Genomic DNA, 21,436 nt, shown 5'->3' on the forward strand with positions numbered 1-21,436 from the left:
GAGGTATGTACGCGAACGGAGATAGTTTGATGTACGTGACGGTACAAGGTTCGAACACGAACGCATGGCACAGCTAGCAGGGCAGGCAACGACGACCGAGACGGAGACGGACGTGTCGCTCATCGCCCACCGGGGGTTCGCGGGTGTCTACCCGGAGAACACGCGGGCGGCGTTCGGGCGCGCGGTCGGCGTCGGGGACGCGACGCTGACGCCGCAAGCGGACGTCGTCGAACTCGACGTGATGCCGACGGCGACGGGTGAGGTCGTCGTCTTCCACGACACCGACCTCGGCCGGCTAACGGACGCGCCGACGACGCTCGCCGACCGGAAAGTGTGGGAGACACCGTACGAGACGCTGCGTGGGTTCGAGGTGCTCGGAACCGGCGAGTCGGTGCCGCTACTCTCGGAGATTCTCGACCTGATTCCGGCGAGCGTCGGCGTCAACGTCGAGTTCAAGAACCCCGGCGTCGACGACGTTCGGTACGGCCCCCTCGACGCCGCCGACCTCGACGCCCGGCGCGAGGTCTGGGAGCCGTTCGTCGACCGCACGCTCTCGTCGCTGGCCGACTACCCCCACGAGATGCTGGTCTCGTCGTTCCACGAGGGCGCGCTCGCCGCCGCTCGGGAGTTCGACGAGTCGGTGCCGCTCGCGTCGGTGTTCTGGGACGACATCGAGGCCGGACTTCGAACCGCCCGACGCTACGACTGTGAAGTGGTACACGTGCCGTGGAACATGGTGCACGGCACCGAACTGTTCAACGCGGAGTATCTCGCGGGGCCGTTCGACCCGATAGACGTCGTCGAAATCGCCCACGAAGAGGGACGGCGCGTCAACGCCTGGACCGTCGAGAGTTGGTATCAGGCCGACCAACTCCGACAAGCGGGCGTCGACGGCCTCATCGCGGACTATCCGAACCTCCTCCACTACGGTTCGAAGCGACCGGAGGCGGCGGAACCGGTCGAACCGACCTCGGCGAAGGGGTCGCCGAACACTCCCGACGCGCCGTCTCGGTGAGTGTCGGCGAAACCGTAGGTCCGTCTCGGACTACTTACTCTCGAAACCCTCATTCCGTAATTCGGTAATCCTCACTTATTGTCCCGGGCGTGGTACACATAGAGAATGACATTTCCAGAAACGGCAGTCATTCTCGCTGCGGGCATCGGCTCTCGACTCCGACCGATAACGCTTCGCAAACCGAAATGTAGCGTCACCGTCGACGGAACGCCGATTCTCGAGTACCAACTGCGCGCGTACGCCGAGTCGGGCCTCGACGAAGTCGTCGTCGTCGCCGGCTACCTGAGCGAGAAGACGCGGGCGTTGGCAGAGGGTGTCGCCGCCGAGTACGACGCGTTCTCGGTCACCGTCGTCGAAAACGAGGTGTACGCCAACACCGACAACATGTACTCGCTGTCGCTCGTCGAACCGCTTCTCGACGGCGAACCGTTCTTCCTGAGCAACGGCGACGTGGTGTTCGACCCCGAGGTGGTCGAGCAGTTGGCGGCCGCCGACGCCGACAGCGCCATCGCCTGCGACACCTCGCTGTTCTCCGAGGAGGCGATGAAGGTGACCGCTGACGACCGTGACTGCATCTCCAGTATCTCGAAGGAGTACACCGACTCGGAGGCCCACGCCGTCTCCATCGACCTCTACCGGTTCTCCGGGGCGTTCTCGGCGGCGCTGTTCGACGAGATCGAGCGGAGCGTCGAACAGCACGGCGAGTACGGCGGGTGGACGGAACTCGCCATCGACCGCTTGCTGAAAAGCGGCCGCTTCGACGTCGAGCCGGTGGACATCGCGGGCGCGCGCTGGGTCGAAATCGACGACCTCGATGACCTCGCGGCGGCCGACCTCCGGTTCGCGTCGCTACGCCCGCTCGACGAGAAGCGGGCGGCGTTCTTCGACCTCGACGGGACGGTCTACCTCGGCGACGAACTCATCGGCGGCGCGGCCGAAATCGTCACCGAACTCCGGGAGGCCGGCGTCGACGTGTTCTTCCTCTCGAACAACTCCTCGCGGTGGAAACCGGGATACGTCGAGAAACTCCGGAATCTCGGCATCTCGGCGACGCCGGAGTCGGTCATCCTCTCGACGGACGGCGTCATCGCCTACCTCGAATCGGTCGGCACCGACGAGACGTACGTCGTCGGTACCGAGGCGATGCGCGACGCGCTTCGTGAACGGGGGTTCGCCGTCGAGTCCGACGACCCGACACACGTCGTCGTCGGCTTCGACACCGAACTCACCTACGAGAAAGTCCGCCGCGCGACGCTCGCCATCCACGACGGGGCCGAGTTCCTGCTCGCTCACCCGGACGCGGTCTGTCCGACCGACGAGGGGCCGATTCCCGACTGCGGCTCCATCGGCGCACTCGTCGAGACGGCCGTCGGTCGCCCCCCGGCGCACGTCTTCGGCAAACCCAACCCCGAGATGCTCCTGCCGACGATAGAAGAGTACGGCTACGAACCGGAGGACGTGGTCGTCGTCGGCGACCGACTCGAAACCGAACTCCGGATGGCCGACCGAATCGGCTGTGAGTCCGTCTGCGTGCTCACCGGCGACGCCGACCGCGCCGACGTCGAGGCCAGCGATATCTCCCCGTCGTTGGTCGCCCCGTCGATAGCGACGCTCTCGGAGTTCCTCTGAGGTCGAGGACGGAAAACCCGAACCGTTCGCCCGAGACCGGAGGTGGCGAACCGCCAAGCACGCGGTGAGAACCGGCGGGTGGAGTTACAACGCCGGTGCGCGAATACGGAGCTATGTTCGGACTGTCGAGAAGTGAAACAGAGGTAGTCGTTTCGTGGCTGCTCGTCGCCTTGTTGGTCGTGGTCGGCGTCGCGGGACTCCTGCGCGGCGCAGACGCGACGGCGGTGTTCGCGTTCCTTTCGGCGGTACTGGCCGCCGCCCCGGCGATTCTCACCCGGGAGCGACGCGCGACGCTCCCGTGGCCCGTCGTCGGACTAGCCGCCCTCGCGGCGCTCGGGCAGCGGTTCACGCCGTACGATGTCGTGGCGACGTACGTCTGGGTCGTCTCCGTGACGCTCATTCTCGTCGTCGACCTGCAGGCGTTCACCGACGTCGAGATGTCCTCGCGGTTCTCGGCGGCGTTCGTCGCGACGACGACGATGGCCGTCGGGGCGGTGTGGACGGTGCTGCGATGGGTCTCCGACGCGTTCTTCGGCACGTCGTACCTCGGCGGCGTCGACCCCGTGATGTGGGAACTCGTCGGCGCGACGGCCGTGGGGGTAGTCGTCGGCATCGCGTTCGAGTCCGGCTTACACGAAGTCATCGACGAAGGCGTCGAGCGTCGTCTCGACCGGGGTGAGCGCCGATGAGTCTACTCACCGACCGCCTCGGTATCCCGCCCGCCTACCAGCGTGGCACGGCTCGACTGATGCAACTCGTCTTGGCGGGAATCGCCGGCTACGGCCTCGTCACCGGCCAGTTCGGACTCGTCGTCAACGGGACGCTGCCGCTTCTCATCACGCTCGTCCCGGGGGTGTTGCGCCGCGACTACGGACTCCCGATGAACGCCGGGTTGACGCTGTGGGTGACGGCGGCGGTGTTCCTGCACACACTCGGGATGGTCGGCCTCTACGACGCCTTCGGCTGGTACGACCAACTGACGCACGTGCTTTCGGGGAGTGTCATCGCCGGCTGTGGCTACGCGGTCACGCGGGCGCTGGAACTGCACTCCGACGACGTGGAGTTCCCCGAGGAGTTCGTCTACGTGTATATGTTCATCTTCGTGCTCGCGTTCGGCGTCCTCTGGGAGATAATGGAGTTCTCGACGGAGGTGGCGGCGCGGGTGTTCGGCGGGCAGGCGTATCTGGCGATTCACGGCGTTCGAGACATCGCGCTGGATTTCACCTCGAACGGCGTCGGAGCGGTGCTCGTCGCGCTGCTCGTCCGCGAGGTCAGAACGCGGTTCCCGGCGGCGCTGGCGCGCGAAATGGACGAGTGAACGCGACTACTCCAACCGGTCCAACACCGCGTCGGGGTCGTACGACAGCGTCAACGTCCGCGACCGACCGCGACCTTCGACGCTGGCGTAGTTCGCCTCGATGACGCCGAGTTGGTCGAGTTTGTTGATGATTTCGGAGTAGCGCGTGTAGCCCAGTCCCGTGTCGGCGTGGAACGCCTCGAACACCTCGCCCGCCCGCTCGCCGTTGTGGTCGGCGAGCACCTCGACGAGTGCGCGTTCGGAGTCCGACAGCCCGCGCAGACTCCGCGAGAGGTGGACGTACTTCGACTTGTCGTAGGCCTGTTCGACGTCTTCGAGAGTAACCGTCCGTGAGGCGCGCATCTCGGCGTTCAGCCCCGCCCGGCGGAGCAGGTCGATACCGACGCGCAGGTCGCCGCTCTCGGCGGTGAGTTCGGCGACGCGGTCGAGTTCGGGCGCGCCGATGACGCCGTCGTGGAAGCCGAGGCGGGCGCGCTCGCGGAGGATGTCGACGATCTCGTCGATGTCGTAGACGGGGAAGTACACCTCCTCGGGCCGGAAGACGCTCTGGACGCGCGTGTCCAGTTCGTCCATGATGTCGAGCGAGAGGTCCGAGGAGATGATGATGACGCCGATACGCGCGCCGCTGTGCGCCTCGTGGGCGCGCAGCAACGAGTACAACGTGTCCGAGGCCTCGTTCTCGTAGAACAGGTAGTTCACGTCGTCGAGCGTGACGACGAGCACGTCGTCCTCCTCGACGAGTCGGTCGGTGATCTGGCCGAACAGTTTCTTGAAGGAGATTCCCGACGAGGGGGGTTCGTACTCGAAGATGCTCTCGAACAGCCGGGAGAAGACGGCGTAGCGCGTCGAGTCGACCTGGCAGTTGACCCGAACCGTCCGCACGTCGGTCTGGCCGCGGAGTTCGCCGAACAGTTTCTGGACGGCCGTCGTCTTCCCGGTGCCGGGCGGACCGCGAACCATGGTGTTGAGCGGGCGCGCACCGCGAACGGCGGGACGAAGCGCGTACTGCAGGCTCTGCAGTTGGCTCTCGCGGTGGTGGAACGTCTCTGGAACGTAGTCTATCTCGAAGACGTGTTCGTCTCTGAACACCGTCTCGTCCCACGAGAGCATCCCCCCGTCGGGGTCGTCAGCCATCACTTTCACCACGCTTCGGTGGCTACTTAACCGTTTGCCACCCCCGGAGTGGAAGTGAAACTGGTCGTCAGAAGCCCCAACGGAGGCATAAAATACAGTTAAAACAATCAGAATGTTCGTCCGGTGACTCAGAACTTCTCCAGCAGACGCGCGTAGAACCCGCGGCGCGACGCCGCCTCGTCGCCGCTGGCGTTCGCCCGCTCGGCGTCGTCCCGCGCTTCCCCCGCGAGCTTCTCGACGATGAGTTCGGGCGTCGAGCGCGCGAGGTGGCCCTTGACGGGCGAGCGGTTTACCCGGAGTTCGCCCTCGACGAGGCCCACAGCCTCGATACCGTCGACGGCGACGGCGAAGTCGGCGGCCTCCCGTATCTCGTCGGCGAGGTGCGAGACGAACACGCCCGTCGTCCCCTGCTCGTGTAGCGCTTCGAGGATACCGGCGATGATGCGGGCGCTCGCGCCGGGTTCGGTGATGCTCTCCAGTTCGTCGACGAGGACGAGGCGCCCCGACGCACCGGTCGTTAGTGTCGCGAAGTCGCGAAGCGTGCTCTCGAACGCCCCCGCATCGAGCGTTCCCTGGCTCTTCGCGTAGTAGTGCAGTTCGGAGACGCGTTCGAGGCGGGCGCGCTCGGCCGGGACGGGCAGTCCCATCTGCCCGAGGATGACGACGACGGCGACCAGGTCGAGCGTCGAGGTCTTCCCGCCGCTGTTGACCCCCGAGAGCAGCGTCACGCCGGAGACGCCGTAGTCGACGGGGTCGACGTCGGCGAACGAAACGTCCAGAAGCGGCGACCGGCCGCCCTCGAACTCGAATCCAGAGCCAGAAAACTCGGGGAGCACGCAGTCGAAGTCGCGGGCGAAGCGGGCGACGGCGAGTTCCACGTCGAGTTCGAGCGCGTCGGCGACGAGCGTCTCGACGGGTTCTCTGAGCGCCGCGAGGTCGTCGGCGAGGTCGGCTTTCAGCGTCGCCGCGCGCCGGTCGCGACCCGCTTTCAGTTCGGTTCGCAGCCGCGAGACCGCCTCCTCGTTGTGGCCGACCGGGAAGGTGGGGTCGCCGCCGAAGACGCGCTCGGCGAGGTCGTACTCGCCCTCTTCCAGCGAGAGCGCGTCAGAGAGGTGGTCTCGGGCCGTTTCGACGGCGGTGTCGTACTCGTCGGCGAGTTCGCGCGAGAGGAGGCTGTCGACGCGCGCGCCCTGTTCGACCAACGAGAGGAAGTCCTGGCCTTGTATCGTCACGTCCTGCTCGCTGATAGCCGTCCGGAGATGGTCGTTAGCTGCGGACTCCGCGGTCGAGACCGCGGCGTCGAGGTCGGAAACGGCGGCGGTGAGTCGGTCGAGTTCCTGGTCGCCGACGAGTTCGCCGTTCTCGTCGACGCGCGCGAGGGCGTCACGGAGTCGTTCGGGCGAACACGCCGGGTCGATGTCGGCGGCCTCGTGGACGGAAACGGCCGCCAGCAGTCGCTCGCGGTTTTCGGCAAAGAAGGCGAGGAGGCGTTCGGGGACGATTTCCTCGGGATGTTCGGGGGCGTCCGGGCGGACGCGCACGTCGCCGTCGACGTCGACGCCCGCGAACGCCTCGTCGAGGGCGACGACCGTCGAGTACGACCGCGCGAGTTCGGCGAGGCCGTGGGCGTCCTCGACGATTTCGATCGACAGTTCCGGGAACGCGGCTTTCGCCTCGGCGTAGCGCTCGGCGTCGACCGTCGCGAGACAGCGTTCGCGGACGCGGAGGTTCGGCGGCGCGCGCAACGCCTCCACGTCGGCGAGCGCGTCGAGGACCGCGGGGTCGGGCGTCCGGTCGAGCGCCGACTCGACGAACGTTCGGACCTCCTCGATTCGCGACTCCGAGGCGGTGGGAAACAACGTTTCGAGCCGTTTCTCGGCGTACTCCGTGACCGCGCGCGCTTGGAGCAAGCCGAGCACGTCGCGGTAGAGTTCGCGGGCGCGGTCGGTCGCGAGGAAGTCGCCGTCGTCGCCGTGCTCGGCCTGAATCGCCGCACGGGCGATGGCCGCCGCGCGACCCTCCGTGATACCCGGGGCGCGCGAGAGCGCCGCCACGTCACCGTCTCTGAGCGCCGCCTCGGCGTCGTCGAGTTCGGCGAGTGAGGCGGCGGTCTTCTCACCGACTCCCGGGATGGCCTCGAACTCCATTCGCCCGCGATTACCGCGGCGGGTGATAAAAACGTTCGCGGAGCGACGCGAGTCGACGTGGACGCCGAGGAGTCCCGTGAGTCACTCCTCGTCGAAGTCGGCGTCCTCGAAGTTCTCCGCTGCGAGTTCGTCGACGAGATCCTCGACGTCCTCCCTCGTCTCCTCGTCGATGTCGTCGATGGCGCCGACGCCGTGGCCGCCGCTCTTCGCGGTCTGCAACGCGCGCTTGTTCAGGTTGCCGTCGGGGTCGACGACCGGCAGTTTGAGGTCGGTGAACTTCTCCGGCGGGAAGCCCGACGCCGAGAGCAGGAAGTGGTCGGCTATCTCCGAGAGGTCGTCGGTGTCGAAGTCCTCTTTCTGCGGGGCGTCCCACTCCGCTTCGGTCGTGCCCGAGAAGTCGGGTTCGTGCAGTTCGTAGTCGGTCATCGTTCTCACGGTGTGTTCCACGCCGAGCGTCGTCAGCGTTGGGCCTGAACTGTCGGGCGTCGAAAGCCATCGAAGGCCGTACGAGTGGTCGGGTTGGGCGAAGCGAACCGACTCGACGTGCCGGTGACAACGCGCTTTTGACCGCAGGCCGTCAACGACGGCGCATGAGCCTCGACGCGAAGGTAGAAGCCGTGAAAGCGGACCTCGCCGAACGCGACGGCGTCGTCGTCGCGTTCTCCGGAGGTGTCGATTCGAGCGTCGTCGCCGCGCTGGCACACGACGCCCTCGGCGACGACGCCGTCGCCTGCACCGCCAAGAGCGAGACGCTTCCGGCCGAGGAGTTGGAGGATTCGGTGCGCGTCGCCGAGGAAATCGGCATCCGCCACGAACTCGTCTCCTTCTCCGAACTCGACAACCCCGACTTCGTCGCCAACGACGGCGAGCGGTGTTACCACTGCCGGACGATGCGTCTGGGCAAGATGTACGAGACGGCCCGTGACCTCGGCATCGACAGCGTCTGCGACGGGACGAACGCCTCCGACCCCGGCGAGGGCCACCGGCCGGGACTCCGCGCGGTGAAGGAGCTCGAAGTGTTCTCGCCGCTTCTGGCCCACGACGTCACGAAGGCGGAAGTCCGCGAAATCGCCGACCGGTACGGTCTCTCGGTCGCCGACAAACCGTCGATGGCGTGTCTCTCCTCGCGGATTCCGACGGGACTCGAAGTCACCGAGGAGCGACTGACCCGCGTCGAGAAAGCCGAGCGACTGCTCCGGACGTGGGGGTTCTCGCAGTTCCGCGTCCGCGACCACGACGGTCTCGCGCGCATCGAAGTCGCCGAACCGGAGCTGGAGCGGGCGCTCGACGCCGACTTCGTCCGCGCGGCGCGAGAACACCTCTCCGAGGTCGGGTTCGACCACGTGACGTTGGACCTCCACGGCTACGCCACGGGGAGCGTCAGTCCGGCGAACGACGCGTACGGCGAAAGTGGGAGCGACGACGAGGACGCCGAGGACGAACCGCTCGTCGCCGACGTGTTCGCACGGGAGTATCCCGTCGGCGAGGACGATTGAGCGGCCCGTGAACTCGACTGCGTAGTTCACACGGTCGACAGGGCGATCCACGAGGCCGACTGGGTCGACGGTGGACGCCGATCGTGGCGAACTAGTCACATCCGCACGATAGACTGGTTTTCCGACGCTCGCGAGGGTTGAACCGCGTGAAGCGAGTAGTTGAGCCAGATGAAACAGACCGAGGTGATAGAGGTCGACGCACCGCCGAAAGCCGTCTGGCGCGTCCTCACCGACTTCGACGAGTACGACGCGTGGAACCCCACGCTCAGCGTGAAGGGGCGACCGAAGGAGGGCTCGAAGCTCTCGGTGAAACTCGACCCGAAAGGCGTCTCGCCGATGCAGTTCCCCGCGAAAGTGACTGCAGTGAAACCGAACCGGCGCATCCACTGGCGGGCGCGCTCGCCGATTCCCGGCGCGTACGCCATCGACCACGAGTTCAGGTTGAAGCCGCTCCCGGCGGGGCGGACGCGACTCGAACAGACGGCGAACGTCCGGGGCGCGGCGACGGCGATGCTCCCCGGACGCGACGCGCTCGACGACGGGTTACGCGGGATGAACGACGCGCTCAAGCGGCGCGTGGAGTCGCAGTCGAAGTAAGCCCGAGAAGTCGAGATGCCGAAAGAGCGTCCGGGGCGGACAGGGGCGTCAGTTCCCGGTCCACCGGAGCAGCGCGAGCGTCCCCTCGAACAGGAATATCATCGTGACGGCGACGATGATAGGCGCCATCCCCGTCGGGTCCGGCGTCGCGATAAAGGAGATGCCGGCGAACGCCCCCCAGAACAGCAGGCGCTTGTCCTCCATCCAGAGTCGGGTGACGAGGTTCATCATCACCGCGAGCATGATGAACAGCGGAATTTGGAAGACGATGGACATGTACGCCGTCAGGAGGACGATGAGGTTGAACGTGTCCTGCAGCGCGAAGGCGACTTCCACGGCTCTGGTCGTGTACACCGTGAAGTAGTCGAAGACGAACGGAAGGACGAGGAAGTGTGAGAACGCCGCGCCGACGACGGCGAGGACGAGACTCGTCGGGATAGCGGCGAGGTAGTAGCGGCGCTCTCGGGGGTAGAGTCCGGGGCGCATGAAGCGGTACGTCTCGTAGACGAAGATGGGGAGGCCGACGATGACGCCCGCGAGTCCGGCCACCTTCAGTTCCGTGAGAATGAGTTCGAGCGGGCCGTAGACGTGCGGGCGGTTCTGCGCCGGGTTCGGGATGTACGACCCCCACAGATAGTTGATGAGGTCGGCCGCGAACGGGTAGGCGACGAGCGTGGCGATGCCGCCGAACAGAAAGACGACGCCGAGGCGGCGTACCATCTCCTCGATGTGCTCGGTGAGCGGCATCTCCTGGTCGGAGGACGGACCGTCACCGAACAGTCCGCCGTCGTCGGCGGATCCGTCGCTCGATTCCGGAGCGATGGTCTCGTCGGTCTCGGGCGTCTCGTGGGTCGCAACGTCGGCGTCAGCCGTCTCTGCCGACTCGACAGTGGAGTCCGTGGACACCTCGGAGAAGCCGGGCGTCGAGTTCGCTTCCTCGCCCATTCATCTCAACTACGACCCGGTGCCGTTATAGGCCTTATTCATCTGCGCGTCGGCGAGTCGGTGAGAAAAGATTGATAACCGCGAGAGAGCTTTCCTATACGTATGTCTAGCGCCCTCGACGAGGACACCCGCCAGACGCTCGACGCGGGGCGGGAAACGGCCGGCGCGATGTTGCGCTCGGCCCAGAAAGACCTCCAGAAGGTCTTCATCGTCTTTCTCATCGGCTTTCTCGGGACGTTCTACGCGCTCCAACTCTGGGTCTGGGAGTTCCTGAAGAACGTCACGGAAGCGCGGATGAACGCGGCGACGGCCGAGAACGTCCGCTTCATTGCACAGACGCCGTTCGACGTCATCTTGCTCCAGGGGAAGATAAGCATCGTCGCCGGTATCATCGTCGCGCTCCCGATATTCGTCTACTTCTCCCGCGACGCGCTCAGAGAGCGCGACATGTGGCCGCAGTCGCCGGTGAAACCGTGGAAACTCGTCCTCATCGGTCTCATGGCGACGGCGCTGTTCTCGGCGGGGCTGCTCTACGGCTACTCGCTGTTCTTCCCGATCATGTTCAAGTTCCTCGCCGGCAACGCCATCTCCGTCGGCTTCGACCCGCGCTACTCCATCGTGAAGTGGGCGCAGTTCATCTTCCTGCTCACGCTCTCCTTCGGCTTCGCCGCCCAGATGCCGCTGGCCATCACGGGGCTTTCCTACAGCGGCATCGTCCCGTACGAGACGTTCCGCGACAAATGGCGGCACGCGACGGTTCTCATCTTCGTCTTCGGGGCGTTCTTCTCGCCGCCGGACCCGTTCACCCAGATCATGTGGGCCGTGCCGCTGCTGGTCCTCTACGGTGCGAGCCTCTACCTCGCGAAAGTCGTCGTCACCGCAAAGCGCGGGAGCCAGCAGATAAATCTCGGTCGCACCGTCCGCACACAGTGGAACGTCGTCCTCGGCGCCGCGGTGCTGTTCGGCGGAGCGGTGTACGCCTTCTACAGCTACGGCGGTATCGGGCAGGTGAACCGCGGACTGGCGTGGCTCGGCAGCACCTACCGCGTGGTACCAGTAGGCCAACAGCTCCCGTTCGCTTCGGAGACGACCATCCTCCTCTACTCCGCTGTCGCGGGCGTCGTCGGTCTCCTGCTCGGACTCCTGTACGGAATCTACCGCGACATCGAAGCGACCGCCGGACCGCAGGTCGGCGGCCGGCCAGGCGAACCGGCGGCCATCGACCTCGCGGACCTCGACGCGGCGGGCGTCCGCGCGGCCCCGCCGGAGGCGTTCGCCGACCTCACCGAGGAGGAGGCGATGAACCACGCCAGCGCCGCCATCGACGACGGCGACAACGCGAAGGCGCAGGCCATCCTCGACCGGTTCGACGAGGCCGAGGAGAGCCGTGACGAAGAACCGGACGGTGAAGGCAGCGTCCCCGGCGTCAACGACGACGTGGGCGACAGAGCGTCGAGAGCCAGCGGCACGCTGCTGGAGGGACTCACCGACGGCGAACGCGACGAGGACGACATCGGCGGCTACTACAAGGATGTCGCGTTCATCCTCGACAGTCTCCGCTCGCGGTCGTTCATCATCATCGGCTGGTTCATGCTCGTCCTCGCCGGGACGTTCGCGTGGCTCTACAGCGGCGGTATCGGCACCATCTTCGACGGCTTCCTCGCACAGATGCCCGCCGCCTTCGACATCGACCAGGTGAACGTCATCACGCTGCACCCCGTCGAGGCGCTCATCTTCGAGGTGAAGTTCTCGACGCTGATCGCCGTCATCGCGACGCTGCCGCTTCTGGCGTTCTTCGCGTGGCCCGCCCTCCGCGAGCGGAACTTCGTCCGCGGCCACCGAATCGTCATCTTCGGGTGGGCCGGCGTACTGCTCACCGGACTCCTCGGCGGCCTCTACCTCGGCTACATCTACATCGCCCCGGCGGTCATCTCGTATCTGGCCGCCGACGCGCTGGCGGCGAACGTCGTCATCAGCTATCAGATTACGGATTTCTTCTGGCTCATCTTCTTCACCACCGCCGGCATCGGCATCCTCGCCGACATCCCGGTGTTGATGGTGCTTCTCAACACAATCGGCCTCTCGTACCGCCGGATGCGCGGGCGCTGGCGGGAGGTCACGGTCGGAATTCTCACCGTCGCGGCGCTGTTCACCCCGGCAGACATCATCACGATGTTCATGGTGACGATTCCGCTGATGGTCGCCTACGCCGTCGGTCTCACCGTGCTGTTCGTGCTGACGTTCGGCGGACGGCGCGACCTCGCGCCCGCGCCCGGAAGCAGCGACGCCTGAGGCGAGCGGCCGTCCACGTCGCCCGCGCGCCGTTTGGGTGCGACAGCCGATCTTCCGGAAAAACGATGACAGAACCCACCGCAGTCGGCCGATTTTGCCACCGGACGGCGGACCGAGAGTGTAACACGTAAGTGGCCGCCTTCGATATGGCGGGTATGGCCAAGATAAGCGTCGAAGTCCCCGACGAGTTGCTCGCGGACCTCGACGAACACGTCGGCGACGACAAGAAGTTCGTCAACCGAAGCGATGCCATCCGAGCGTCGATTCGCAAGACGCTGGACCTCCTCGACGAGATAGACGACCGACACGGACGGTTAGCGGACGACGACGGAGTCGGTGGGGACGACGACAGCGAGGACGACCGTGCGTGAGTCGCGCCTGGCGACGGGCGAAGTCGCGCTCGTCGGACTGTTCGTCACGGCGCTCGTCACCGCGCAACTGACCGCCGCGAAACTGCTCGCGTTCGGCTTGCCGGTGTCGCTGCCGGTCGTCGGCGACAGCCTCGCGCTCCCCGGCGCGGCGCTGGCGTACGCGCTGACGTTCTTCGCCTCCGACTGTTACTCGGAACTCTACGGGCGAGAAGCGGCCCAGCGTATGGTGAACGTCGGCTTCGCGATGAACCTCGTCGTGCTCGCGCTGGTCGCCGGAACCATCGCCGCGCCCGCGCTCGACCCCGAGTTCGCCGGGCAGTTCGCCGCCGTGCTCGGTCCGAGCGCGAACATCGTCCTCGGGAGCCTCGTCGCCTACCTCGTCAGCCAGAACTGGGACGTGCTCGTCTTCCACCGCATCCGCGAGGCGACCGACGGTGACCACCTCTGGCTCCGCAACGTCGCGTCGACGGCGACGAGTCAGGCGCTCGACACGGTGCTTTTCGTCACGGTCGGTTTCCTCGTCGCGCCGGCGGTGCTCGGCATCGGCGAGGCGACGCCGGTTCCGGTCGTGATCTCGCTCGTCGTCGGACAGTACCTCCTGAAACTGCTCATCGCTATCGCGGACACGCCGTTCGTCTACGCCCTCGTCGGCGTTCTCCGGCGGTCGGACGGCGAGGGGCAGATGGCTTCGGCGTAGCAGCAACCGATTTCCGCGTCGTGACCGCGGGTCACAAATCTCGGAACCCGGTTTCGGCATCGCTCGACGCCGTGAACACCCTTTTCACCGGGACCGTCTCGGAAACCCGAGTTGGGACTTATCGCCGCCAGTAGCCAACGGGAGCCATGAGTTCCGTGCGTCGTATCCGACTGACCGAGAGCGACTGGATGGAAGGCGGCATCAACTGCCCGAACTGCGACCGCTATCTGCCGTTCGGCGATATCGTCGCCGTCGGCCGGTGTGGGGGCCGCCCCCGACCCGGCGAGGCGTGTCGAACCGAGCTGGCGCTGGACGTCGTGGTGCGCTGAGTCGGCGACGCGTCCTCCGGAGTCGGCGACGAACTACGAGTCGTCGCCGACGCGCTCGGCGAAACCGAACTTCGGCTTGACGTCGGTGATTCGGACGCGGACCGTCTCGCCCGCCTCGGCGTCGGAGACAAAGAGCGTAAAGCCGTCGACGCGGCCGATACCGTCGCCCTCCGCTCCGGTGTCGGTGATGTCGAGTTCGAGTTCCTCGCCGACGGCGACGGGCGCGGTGATGCGACCCTTGGCGACGAGGTAGAGTTCCGAGGACTGCTTTCGGGAGGCTTCGGGGCGAACCTCGCGGACGTACTGGAACTCCGGTTCGATGTCGTCTTTCAGCTCTTGGAGGTCCTGGCCGTCGAACACCTTCACGGCGAAGTCGCCGCCGGCGTCGAGCACGTCCATCGCCACCTCGAACGCCTGCCGGGCGAGGTAGACCGAGCGGGCGTGGTCGAGCGAGTACTCGCCGGTCATGTTCGGCGCCATGTCCGAAATCACGACGTCCGCGCCGTCCTCGCCGACGAGTTTTAACAACTGTTCCTTCGTCTCGTCCTCGGTCATGTCGCCGCGAATCGTCTCGACGTTGGCCGCGTCGAGCGATTTGATCCGCTGGAGGTCGACGCCGACGACCGTCCCCTCGGGACCGACCGCCTCGGCGGCGACCTGCAGCCACCCGCCGGGGGCGGCCCCCAGGTCGACGACCGACGCCCCCCGGTGGAGGAGGTTCGCCGTCTCGTCGAGCTGCTGGAGTTTGTAGGCCGAGCGGGCGCGGTAGCCCTGCTGTTTGGCCTTGTTGTAGTATTCGTCTTTGCGCGCCATTTGCCGGGGGTTGCGCGCGAAGCCGGTAAACGCCTTCGTTCGGGGGCGAGAGGAGAAGAACACCGGACGTGAAGCGAAGGAGCAATCAGTCGAGTTCGCAGTCGCTCTCGCTCGGCGAAATCACGTATCCGCCGAGTTCGTAGCCGACGGCGACGACGTCACACGCATTGGCAGCGAATCCCAACTCGCCGTCCTCGTCGATTCGCACCGCCGCCGAGCGGCCGTCCCGCGTGTCGTACTCCGGGGGACACGCGGAGAGCGACCACGTCTCGTCGAGCGACGCGCCGGTGTCGAGTCGGGCGCTCACCTCGAAGCGCGCTCCGCGCGGACCGACGACGCCGAAGTCCAAACCCGATTCGGCGCTGACGCGATAGACGCCGTCGACGACCGGGTCGTCGTCCGAGTCGTCGGTGCCGTCGTCCTCGCGGGCGACCGACACCGAGAGGCAGTGCGCCTCGTCGTCGAAGTTCTCGACGTAGAATCGATCCTCGTACTGGTCCGGGTCGCGTGTCGTTCGCCGTTCGGTCGTTCGGTCGGTTCGAGACTGGTCGGTCGTCCCGGGGGACGGCGAGGGAGAGGGTGATGGAGACGGCGAGGGGTCGGCCGGCGACTCCGGCCCCGTCGAATCGGATACACAGCCGGCACAGAGGGCAGTCGAACCGAGCGCTACCGAACGGAGGAGTTGTCGTCTGGAGGGCATGTCGGCAAAGCGATTCTCGACGTGGAATAAATATTTTCTGTCGAACGCGTCCGTCTACTCGATTCGCAGTTCGTCGTCCTCGGGGACGTCGTCGGCGTTCCACGCGATGGAGAAGTCGACGCGCTCGCGGGTTCCGGTCTCCATCAGCGACGAATCGGAGTCGACGGCGACGTCGAAGGCGACGGTCTCCGGCGGGTTGATGGTCGCGCTGTCGTTGCCGACGAGGAACGTCACTTTTCGATAGCCCGTCGTCGAGTCGGATCGGTCGGCGTCGGCGCCCGTGGTGTCGTCGGCCGTGACGTCGGCGGCCGCGGTATCGTCGGTTGCTGCGTCTGTCGTGGTTTCGGCGGTCTCCTCGGTGTTAGCCTCGGCAGTCGTCGACGCGTCCGTGGCGTCCGTCGGCGACGTTCGCGAGTCGGCGTCCGTCCCGGTCATCCGGGCGTCGGTCGTCCGGTCGGTCGTTCCGGTTCCGTGAGTTTCGCCGTGCTGTGTCGTCGTGTCGTCGCCTCGGCGGTCGAGTTCGTCGGCGAACTCGCGGAGGTACGCGGCGACCTCCGCACGCGACAGCTCTCGTGACGTTTCGAGTTCCGGCATGGTGTGAGATATCTACCGGAGAGAGTCCGACAGTTCGACTGCTTGCGTGCGCAGGTACGTCTTGCCCGAGTTCGCGCGCGGCGGCCGCCGTTTTCGAACGGGCGCGGCGGGGAATCACCGGACACCTCGGGGGTCATGCGCGCACGCGCACGCACTAAACCACGGGTATTTTTAATACCCCTCTCGTAGGTCGCCACATATGTTCCAGGCCATCGTGAGCGCGTCGACGCTCCGGGACGCGCTCGATTCGGTGAGCGTGTTGGTCGACGAGTGTAAGATTCGACTCAACGAGGACGAACTCGCCATTCGAGCCGTCGACCCCGCGAACGTGGGGATGGTCGACCTCTCGCTCGACGCCGCAGCGTTCGAATCCTACGAAGCAGACGGCGGCGTCATCGGCGTCAACCTCTCGCGACTGGAGGACATCGCCGGGATGGCGAACACCGGCGACCTCATCCACCTCGAACTCGACGAGGAGACGCGAAAGCTTCACATCCAAATCGAAGGTCTCTCCTACACGCTCGCGCTCATCGACCCCGACTCCATCCGACAGGAACCGGACATCCCGGACCTCGACCTCCCGGCGACCATCGTCGTCGAAGGCACCCACCTCGACCGCGGTATCAAAGCCGCCGACATGGTGTCGGACCACATCGGTCTCCGCGTCGACGAAGACGCCGAGACGTTCCACATCGAAGCCGAGGGCGACACCGACGACGTCGACCTCGAACTCGGCCGCGACGACCTCATCGACCTCTCCGCTGGCCCCGCCGACTCGCTGTTCAGCCTCGACTACCTCAAGGACATGAACAAGGCGATTCCCTCCGACGCCGAGGTCACCGTCGAACTCGGCGAGGAGTTCCCCGTCAAACTCCACTACGAGTTCGGCGAGGGCATGGGTCACGTGACGTACATGCTCGCGCCGCGTATCCAGAGCGACTGAGTCGCTCCGGCTTCGTTTCGTTCGGTCTCCCTCTTCGATTTCGACCGCGTACGTAACTACTCGTTTTTCGTGTCCCCACCGTCGGTCTCGCCGACCGCTCGGTCCACTCTGTCGTCCACCTGGACGTCGACCCGTCCGCGCGCGAGACTCACGAGAATCGCCAGAATCGGCAGCACGAGCAGCGCACCCGCAACGAACGGCGACCAGTAGGTGAAGACGTACAGCGCCGCCATCGCGGGCGGGCCGACAGTCCGACCGAGACTGCCCGCCCCCTGCGTGACGCCGAAGGCGCTTCCTTGGGTTTCGGCGCTCGTCGCCTTCGAGACGAGCGTCGTCAGCGCGACGTTCAATAGGCTGTTGCCGAGTGAGAGCAGCGCGAGGACGACTAAGAGAGCGACGAGCGCGGGCGTGAGGTACGCCGGCGCGTCGACAGCAGGCAGGAGCGACCCGAGTTCCGGCGAGAACGGAATCGCCGCGAGTGCGACGAGCAGAACCGTCGCTCCGGCGACGGCGATGGAGGCGTCGCGGTAGCGCCGCGAGAGTCGGCCGACCAGGACGCCCTGATTGAACACGCCCAACACGCCGATGTAGGTGAGTAGAAACGCCGTCTGCGTCTCTTGGTACCCGTAGACGTCGGCCGCGAAGGGGATGAACATCACCTGGATACCCGAGAAGGCGACGGAGACGAGAAAGAAGGAGACGACGAGGCCCCGAAGATTCGGGTCCCTGAGCGCGTCGGCGAACTGCGAGACGAGCGTCGTCCGCGGGGCGGTACCGCGACTCCGCGACGGTTCTTCGAGGAACAGCGCCGCGAACCCCAAACTGAGGAGGCTGAGACCGGCGGCGGCGAAACTCGGTAGCGAGAACGGCGTCGCGGGGACGAACGCCGGGAGCACGTCTCGGGCCATTGAGACGACGGCATCGCTGGCGAACAGCCCACCGATAGCCGGGCCGAAGACGAAGCCGAGCGCGAACGAGGCTCCGACGAGGCCCAGCGCCTCGGCGCGTCGCTCGGCGGGCGTGATGTCGGCGATGTAGGCTTGCGCGGCGGCGATGTTGCCGCCCATCGCCCCCGCGAGCATCCGCGAGACGAACAGCACGGCGACGCCCGCCGTGAGACCGAGGGCGGCCGAGAACTCCGCGGCGAGCCCGAAGATGGTCCACGCGACGGCGCTGCCGGCGAGCGAGAGCATGATGACCGGGCGTCTCCCGCGCTGGTCGGAGAGGCGGCCGAGAAACGGCGCGAAGCCGAACTGCAGCAGCGAGTAGGAGGCGGCGAGCAGGCCGATGAACACGTCGCTGACGCCGAAGCTCCGGACGTAGAACGGGAGAATCGGGATGACGACCCCGAAGCCGAGCAAGTCGACGAAGACGACGGCGACGACGATGGCGAGCGCCCGTCGCGGGTTCCGAACCGCGTCTGTCGCCGTCGCTGCGCGAGGGGCACTCATTGGAGAAGAGAGGCCGTCTGCGGACCTAACGCTGTCGTGGCCGAGCGGTCCGAGAAGGGGGAGTTCGAGCGTTTACGGACCGAGCCGACTCAGTCCGACGAGAGTCCGACTCAGCCGTGCCGGTCGATGACGGCTTTCGCCGCCCGCGCCTTCTCTTTCCAGCCGTAGCCCGCCTCGTAGACGTGGCGCTTGCTCTCGACGAGCTGTTCGGGCGAGGCCTCCTCGAAGCCGCCGCGGGTCCACGTGCCGCTCTCTCTGAGCCACGCGACGACGTTCTCCTTCGTCTCGGCCCACGAGAGGCCGACCATCTCGTACCACGCGATCATGGCGAAGACGGCGTTGTCGTGACAGCCGGGGTAGCTGCCCTTCCGATAGATGGTCTTCATCGGCTCTCGGGTCGGCTCGGAGACCATCTCCTTGTACTCGGCGGCGGTGAGCAGTTCGAGGCGGCCCTCGTCCTCCTGCAGGCGCTCGTCGTACTTCAGGCGATCGAGCGCCGCGACGTGCAGTGGGCCCCACTCGCCGTGGACGGCGTCGGGGAGGCTCTCCTCGTGTCTCGGGCCCGCCGAGAGCAGCGAGACGATGTCGGTGTAGGCTTTCTCCACCTCGGGCCACGCGGTGCCCTCGAAGCGGCAGTCGGCGTCGTGCAGGCTGTTGGTGGTGAGACAGCCCGGACAGGGGTAGTCGAAGCGTGGCACGGTCTGGAGGTGGTTTTCGTCGAGTTGTCTTAGGTTTCGCGGTTGGAGGTTCTGGGAGATGGCCTCTGAGATGAATCGAGCGAGAATCTCGTGAGTTCGAGCGAAGCCGGACCGCAGACCTCGGTCGCCGGGCGCACCGAGATGCCTCACCCCCTCCAGCCGACTGCGTTGCTCGGTCGCTTCGCTCCCTGCGCTACTCGCCCCTCGCGCATTCGTCGCGCTCACAGAGGAGCGCTCAGGCGCGCGCCACGGCGCGGCTCTGTCCGCGCTGTTCTCGCGCGAGGTCTGCGCGAACGAAGTGAGCGCAGGCTCGGAAGAGCTTCGCCCTTCCGGTGGAGTCGGCGACGCTCGTGTCGCCGACGAGGTTGGGGAGGTCTGAGGCTGGGGGGTCATCTCGGTGCGCCCGGCAGCAGTAATCTGCCGCTGGTCGTACACCGCAATCGTCGCTCTTCGAACGAACCGTCGTGACGTGCCAACCGAAATCGATAACGAACGACTCCAAACCAACCCAATCGTTGCTGTGCAATTACCACAATAGTGATATATTTCCGTGTCCAGCCCTGCAGAACAGTTGCTATGAGAGGACAGCACACCGGCCGAAACTATCTGGGTATCGAACTCGACGGCTGGCCGGCGACCGAACTACTAGACGACGAACTGCTCGAACGCCACTAGGTCACCGGCGGAAGTATCGGACGAGAGTCCGACGACAGCTCTCTGAGTCACCTTCGAACGCGGTAGCGCGCTTTTCTAACGACGTGTAGGGACACGCCCACGGACCCACCAGATAACCGCCGTATTTATCCATACCCACCGGAAACCGTACGCTCCATGAACGCGCGCCACGCCCGCTACCCGTTCTTCGCGGCCGCCAGAGAGGCCGTCGGCCAGTCGGACGTGGCGCTCTCCGAACTCGTCACGAGCGACGACCCCGCCGTCTCCCGCGGTCTCGAACGCGTCGAGCGCGCGCTGATGGCCGGCACCGTCGAGAGCGAGACGCCCGGCGAGTGGACCGCCCGCGACGAGTTGCTCTCCTACCCCGTCGCGCGCATCCTCGTCTCGCTCATCGACGCCCCCGCCGCGGTTCGCAAGTACGCCCACGCCGAGGCGGCGACGGCGTACGACCGGTTCACCGAGGACTTCGAGACGAGCGACGACGGCCTCAAGAGCACCGGCACTACGACGGTCGAACTCGACGACTTTCTCACGGAGTTCGAGCTGACCGACGACGTGCGACCGGAGGCCGACGCCCAGGCGGCGGCGACGCGCAGGGACGACGCCTACCGCGTCTCGCTCGGCTCGTACCTGACGCTCTCCGACCCCGACTGGGGCAAGAGATGGCGACTGGTCAACCGCGAAGTCGCAGACGGCGAGGTTCGCATCATCCGCGAGGAACTGTACGAGTTGCTCCGCGAGGCAGTCCGGCGACAAGTGGCCGAGGGCCTCCCGTTCGTCGTCGGCGACGACGCCATCGCCGAGGCACTCGACGCGGAAGTCGACTCGCTTCGCGGTCTCCTGGCCGACCGGAAACCCGTCGGCCGCATCGACACCGTCGTCCCCGACCTGTTCCCGCCGTGCATGAAACACCTGCTCGAACGCGCTGGACGCGGCGCGGAGCTGGACCACCACTCGCGGTTCGCGCTCACCGCATTCCTCACGGGCATCGGAATGGACACCGACGAAATCGTCGCGGTCTACCGCCAGTCGGCGCTCGACGAGGAGGAGATCCGCTACCAGACGGAGTACCTCCGCGACGAGGCGGGTACGCAGTACGCGCCGCCGTCGTGTGCAACCATGGTCGCCTACGGCGACTGCGTGAACACGGACGAGCGCTGCGAGACCATCACGCATCCACTGGCGTACTACGCGCGGGCGCTCAACGACGAGGGCGAACGCGGAACGAACGCCGCCGACTGAGAAGAGAACGGTTCTGTCCGCTACCGCGAGAGAAAGAGTCCGACGAGAGCCATCAGCACGACGAACAGCGCGATGCTAGCGACGAGCGCGAGACCGCCCGTCGGGTCGAGGTTCGACCCGCCGTAGCTCGTTCCGATGAAGAGAACGGCGACGATGAAGAGGCTGACGGCGACAACGGAGACGATGATTTCACGCAGCGTCTCCCCATCGAGTTCCATGCCGCTGGCTTCCCGCGAGTGGAGTAAAACATCTTCGATGCCGTTCTCCGGCGGAGCGCGCTGGACGGTCGTCGCCCACCCCCGAAACCGTGCCGAACCCAACACCCCGATTACGCCGAATTCTGGCGTTTC

General features: G+C 66.2%; 21 protein-coding genes and 1 pseudogene. 12 read left to right on the forward strand and 10 right to left on the reverse strand.

Annotated features, from left to right (window positions below; genetic code table 11):
• The first annotated feature begins 64 nt into the window (after positions 1–64).
• The 4 genes from LAQ74_RS14135 (at position 65) to LAQ74_RS14150 (ending at position 3,962) form a co-directional block, all read left to right on the forward strand.
• Positions 65–1,015, forward strand: coding sequence for a glycerophosphodiester phosphodiesterase (locus tag LAQ74_RS14135; protein WP_224333176.1), 951 nt, complete (start codon positions 65–67; stop codon positions 1,013–1,015).
• Between the two features lie 105 nt (positions 1,016–1,120).
• Positions 1,121–2,644, forward strand: a complete 1,524-nt coding sequence (locus LAQ74_RS14140; protein ID WP_224333177.1) for an HAD-IIA family hydrolase — start codon at positions 1,121–1,123, stop codon at positions 2,642–2,644.
• A gap of 113 nt (positions 2,645–2,757) precedes the next feature.
• Positions 2,758–3,333, forward strand: coding sequence for a hypothetical protein (locus LAQ74_RS14145; RefSeq protein WP_224333178.1), 576 nt, complete (start codon positions 2,758–2,760; stop codon positions 3,331–3,333).
• The gene (locus tag LAQ74_RS14150) at positions 3,330–3,962 is read left to right on the forward strand and encodes a DUF2238 domain-containing protein (protein ID WP_224333179.1); all 633 of its coding nucleotides are present in this window, start codon (positions 3,330–3,332) and stop codon (positions 3,960–3,962) included. The genes LAQ74_RS14145 and LAQ74_RS14150 overlap by 4 nt, the downstream gene beginning before the upstream one ends.
• Positions 3,963–3,968: 6 nt before the next feature.
• Here LAQ74_RS14150 and LAQ74_RS14155 read toward each other — a convergent pair whose 3' ends face one another.
• From LAQ74_RS14155 to LAQ74_RS14165, 3 genes are all read right to left on the reverse strand, one after another.
• Positions 3,969–5,096, reverse strand: a complete 1,128-nt coding sequence (locus LAQ74_RS14155; protein ID WP_224333180.1) for an ORC1-type DNA replication protein — start codon at positions 5,094–5,096, stop codon at positions 3,969–3,971.
• Between the two features lie 128 nt (positions 5,097–5,224).
• The gene (locus LAQ74_RS14160; RefSeq protein WP_224333181.1) at positions 5,225–7,243 is read right to left on the reverse strand and encodes a MutS-related protein; all 2,019 of its coding nucleotides are present in this window, start codon (positions 7,241–7,243) and stop codon (positions 5,225–5,227) included.
• 81 nt (positions 7,244–7,324) lie between these two features.
• On the reverse strand, positions 7,325–7,669 hold the full coding sequence (locus LAQ74_RS14165) for a hypothetical protein (RefSeq protein WP_224333182.1): 345 nt from the start codon (positions 7,667–7,669) through the stop codon (positions 7,325–7,327).
• 164 nt (positions 7,670–7,833) lie between these two features.
• Here LAQ74_RS14165 and larE point away from each other — a divergent pair, with 164 nt between their 5' ends.
• Both larE and LAQ74_RS14175 read left to right on the forward strand, forming a co-directional pair.
• Positions 7,834–8,739, forward strand: coding sequence for an ATP-dependent sacrificial sulfur transferase LarE (gene larE / locus LAQ74_RS14170; RefSeq protein ID WP_224333183.1), 906 nt, complete (start codon positions 7,834–7,836; stop codon positions 8,737–8,739).
• Between the two features lie 168 nt (positions 8,740–8,907).
• Positions 8,908–9,336, forward strand: a complete 429-nt coding sequence (locus LAQ74_RS14175) for an SRPBCC domain-containing protein (protein WP_224333184.1) — start codon at positions 8,908–8,910, stop codon at positions 9,334–9,336.
• Between the two features lie 48 nt (positions 9,337–9,384).
• On the opposite strand, the pseudogene tatC reads toward LAQ74_RS14175, so the two are convergent.
• A pseudogene (tatC, locus tag LAQ74_RS14180) lies at positions 9,385–10,104 on the reverse strand (twin-arginine translocase subunit TatC); the annotation flags it as partial.
• Positions 10,105–10,383: 279 nt separating this feature from the next.
• Between tatC and LAQ74_RS14185 the strand changes: the two are divergent.
• The 4 genes from LAQ74_RS14185 (at position 10,384) to LAQ74_RS14200 (ending at position 13,970) form a co-directional block, all read left to right on the forward strand.
• The gene (locus LAQ74_RS14185; RefSeq protein ID WP_224333185.1) at positions 10,384–12,573 is read left to right on the forward strand and encodes a twin-arginine translocase subunit TatC; all 2,190 of its coding nucleotides are present in this window, start codon (positions 10,384–10,386) and stop codon (positions 12,571–12,573) included.
• Between the two features lie 155 nt (positions 12,574–12,728).
• A complete protein-coding gene (locus LAQ74_RS14190) occupies positions 12,729–12,944 on the forward strand; it encodes a ribbon-helix-helix domain-containing protein (protein WP_224333186.1) in 216 nt (71 codons plus the stop codon).
• Positions 12,937–13,641, forward strand: a complete 705-nt coding sequence (locus LAQ74_RS14195; RefSeq protein WP_224333187.1) for a queuosine precursor transporter — start codon at positions 12,937–12,939, stop codon at positions 13,639–13,641. The genes LAQ74_RS14190 and LAQ74_RS14195 overlap by 8 nt, the downstream gene beginning before the upstream one ends.
• 146 nt (positions 13,642–13,787) lie before the next feature.
• Positions 13,788–13,970, forward strand: coding sequence for a hypothetical protein (locus LAQ74_RS14200; RefSeq protein WP_224333188.1), 183 nt, complete (start codon positions 13,788–13,790; stop codon positions 13,968–13,970).
• A 33-nt stretch (positions 13,971–14,003) separates the two neighbouring features.
• On the opposite strand, the gene LAQ74_RS14205 is transcribed toward LAQ74_RS14200, so the two are convergent.
• From LAQ74_RS14205 to LAQ74_RS14215, 3 genes are all read right to left on the reverse strand, one after another.
• Positions 14,004–14,783 (reverse strand): 23S rRNA (uridine(2552)-2'-O)-methyltransferase, encoded by a 780-nt coding sequence (locus tag LAQ74_RS14205; protein ID WP_224333189.1) that lies wholly within the window; start codon positions 14,781–14,783, stop codon positions 14,004–14,006.
• A gap of 85 nt (positions 14,784–14,868) precedes the next feature.
• The gene (locus tag LAQ74_RS14210) at positions 14,869–15,483 is read right to left on the reverse strand and encodes a hypothetical protein (RefSeq protein WP_224333190.1); all 615 of its coding nucleotides are present in this window, start codon (positions 15,481–15,483) and stop codon (positions 14,869–14,871) included.
• 54 nt (positions 15,484–15,537) lie between these two features.
• On the reverse strand, positions 15,538–16,077 hold the full coding sequence (locus tag LAQ74_RS14215) for a hypothetical protein (RefSeq protein ID WP_224333191.1): 540 nt from the start codon (positions 16,075–16,077) through the stop codon (positions 15,538–15,540).
• Positions 16,078–16,276: 199 nt separating this feature from the next.
• Here LAQ74_RS14215 and LAQ74_RS14220 point away from each other — a divergent pair, with 199 nt between their 5' ends.
• Complete coding sequence (locus LAQ74_RS14220; RefSeq protein WP_224333192.1) at positions 16,277–17,020, forward strand: DNA polymerase sliding clamp; 744 nt, start codon at positions 16,277–16,279, stop codon at positions 17,018–17,020.
• A 56-nt stretch (positions 17,021–17,076) separates the two neighbouring features.
• Here LAQ74_RS14220 and LAQ74_RS14225 read toward each other — a convergent pair whose 3' ends face one another.
• Positions 17,077–18,471 (reverse strand): MFS transporter, encoded by a 1,395-nt coding sequence (locus LAQ74_RS14225; RefSeq protein ID WP_224333193.1) that lies wholly within the window; start codon positions 18,469–18,471, stop codon positions 17,077–17,079.
• A gap of 110 nt (positions 18,472–18,581) precedes the next feature.
• Positions 18,582–19,169 carry a DUF7474 family protein gene (locus LAQ74_RS14230; protein ID WP_224337278.1) on the reverse strand — a complete coding sequence of 196 codons (588 nt, stop codon included), beginning with the start codon at positions 19,167–19,169 and terminating at the stop codon, positions 18,582–18,584.
• An 831-nt stretch (positions 19,170–20,000) separates the two neighbouring features.
• Here LAQ74_RS14230 and LAQ74_RS14235 point away from each other — a divergent pair.
• Positions 20,001–21,086, forward strand: coding sequence for a DNA primase large subunit PriL (locus LAQ74_RS14235; protein WP_224333194.1), 1,086 nt, complete (start codon positions 20,001–20,003; stop codon positions 21,084–21,086).
• A gap of 20 nt (positions 21,087–21,106) precedes the next feature.
• On the opposite strand, the gene LAQ74_RS14240 is transcribed toward LAQ74_RS14235, so the two are convergent.
• Positions 21,107–21,304: a DUF7472 family protein gene (locus tag LAQ74_RS14240; protein WP_224333195.1), complete on the reverse strand. Its 198-nt coding sequence runs from the start codon at positions 21,302–21,304 to the stop codon at positions 21,107–21,109.
• Positions 21,305–21,436 lie beyond the last annotated feature (132 nt).

The sequence above is a fragment of the Haloprofundus halobius genome (genome assembly GCF_020097835.1).
Classification (GTDB): Archaea; Halobacteriota; Halobacteria; order Halobacteriales; family Haloferacaceae; genus Haloprofundus; species Haloprofundus halobius.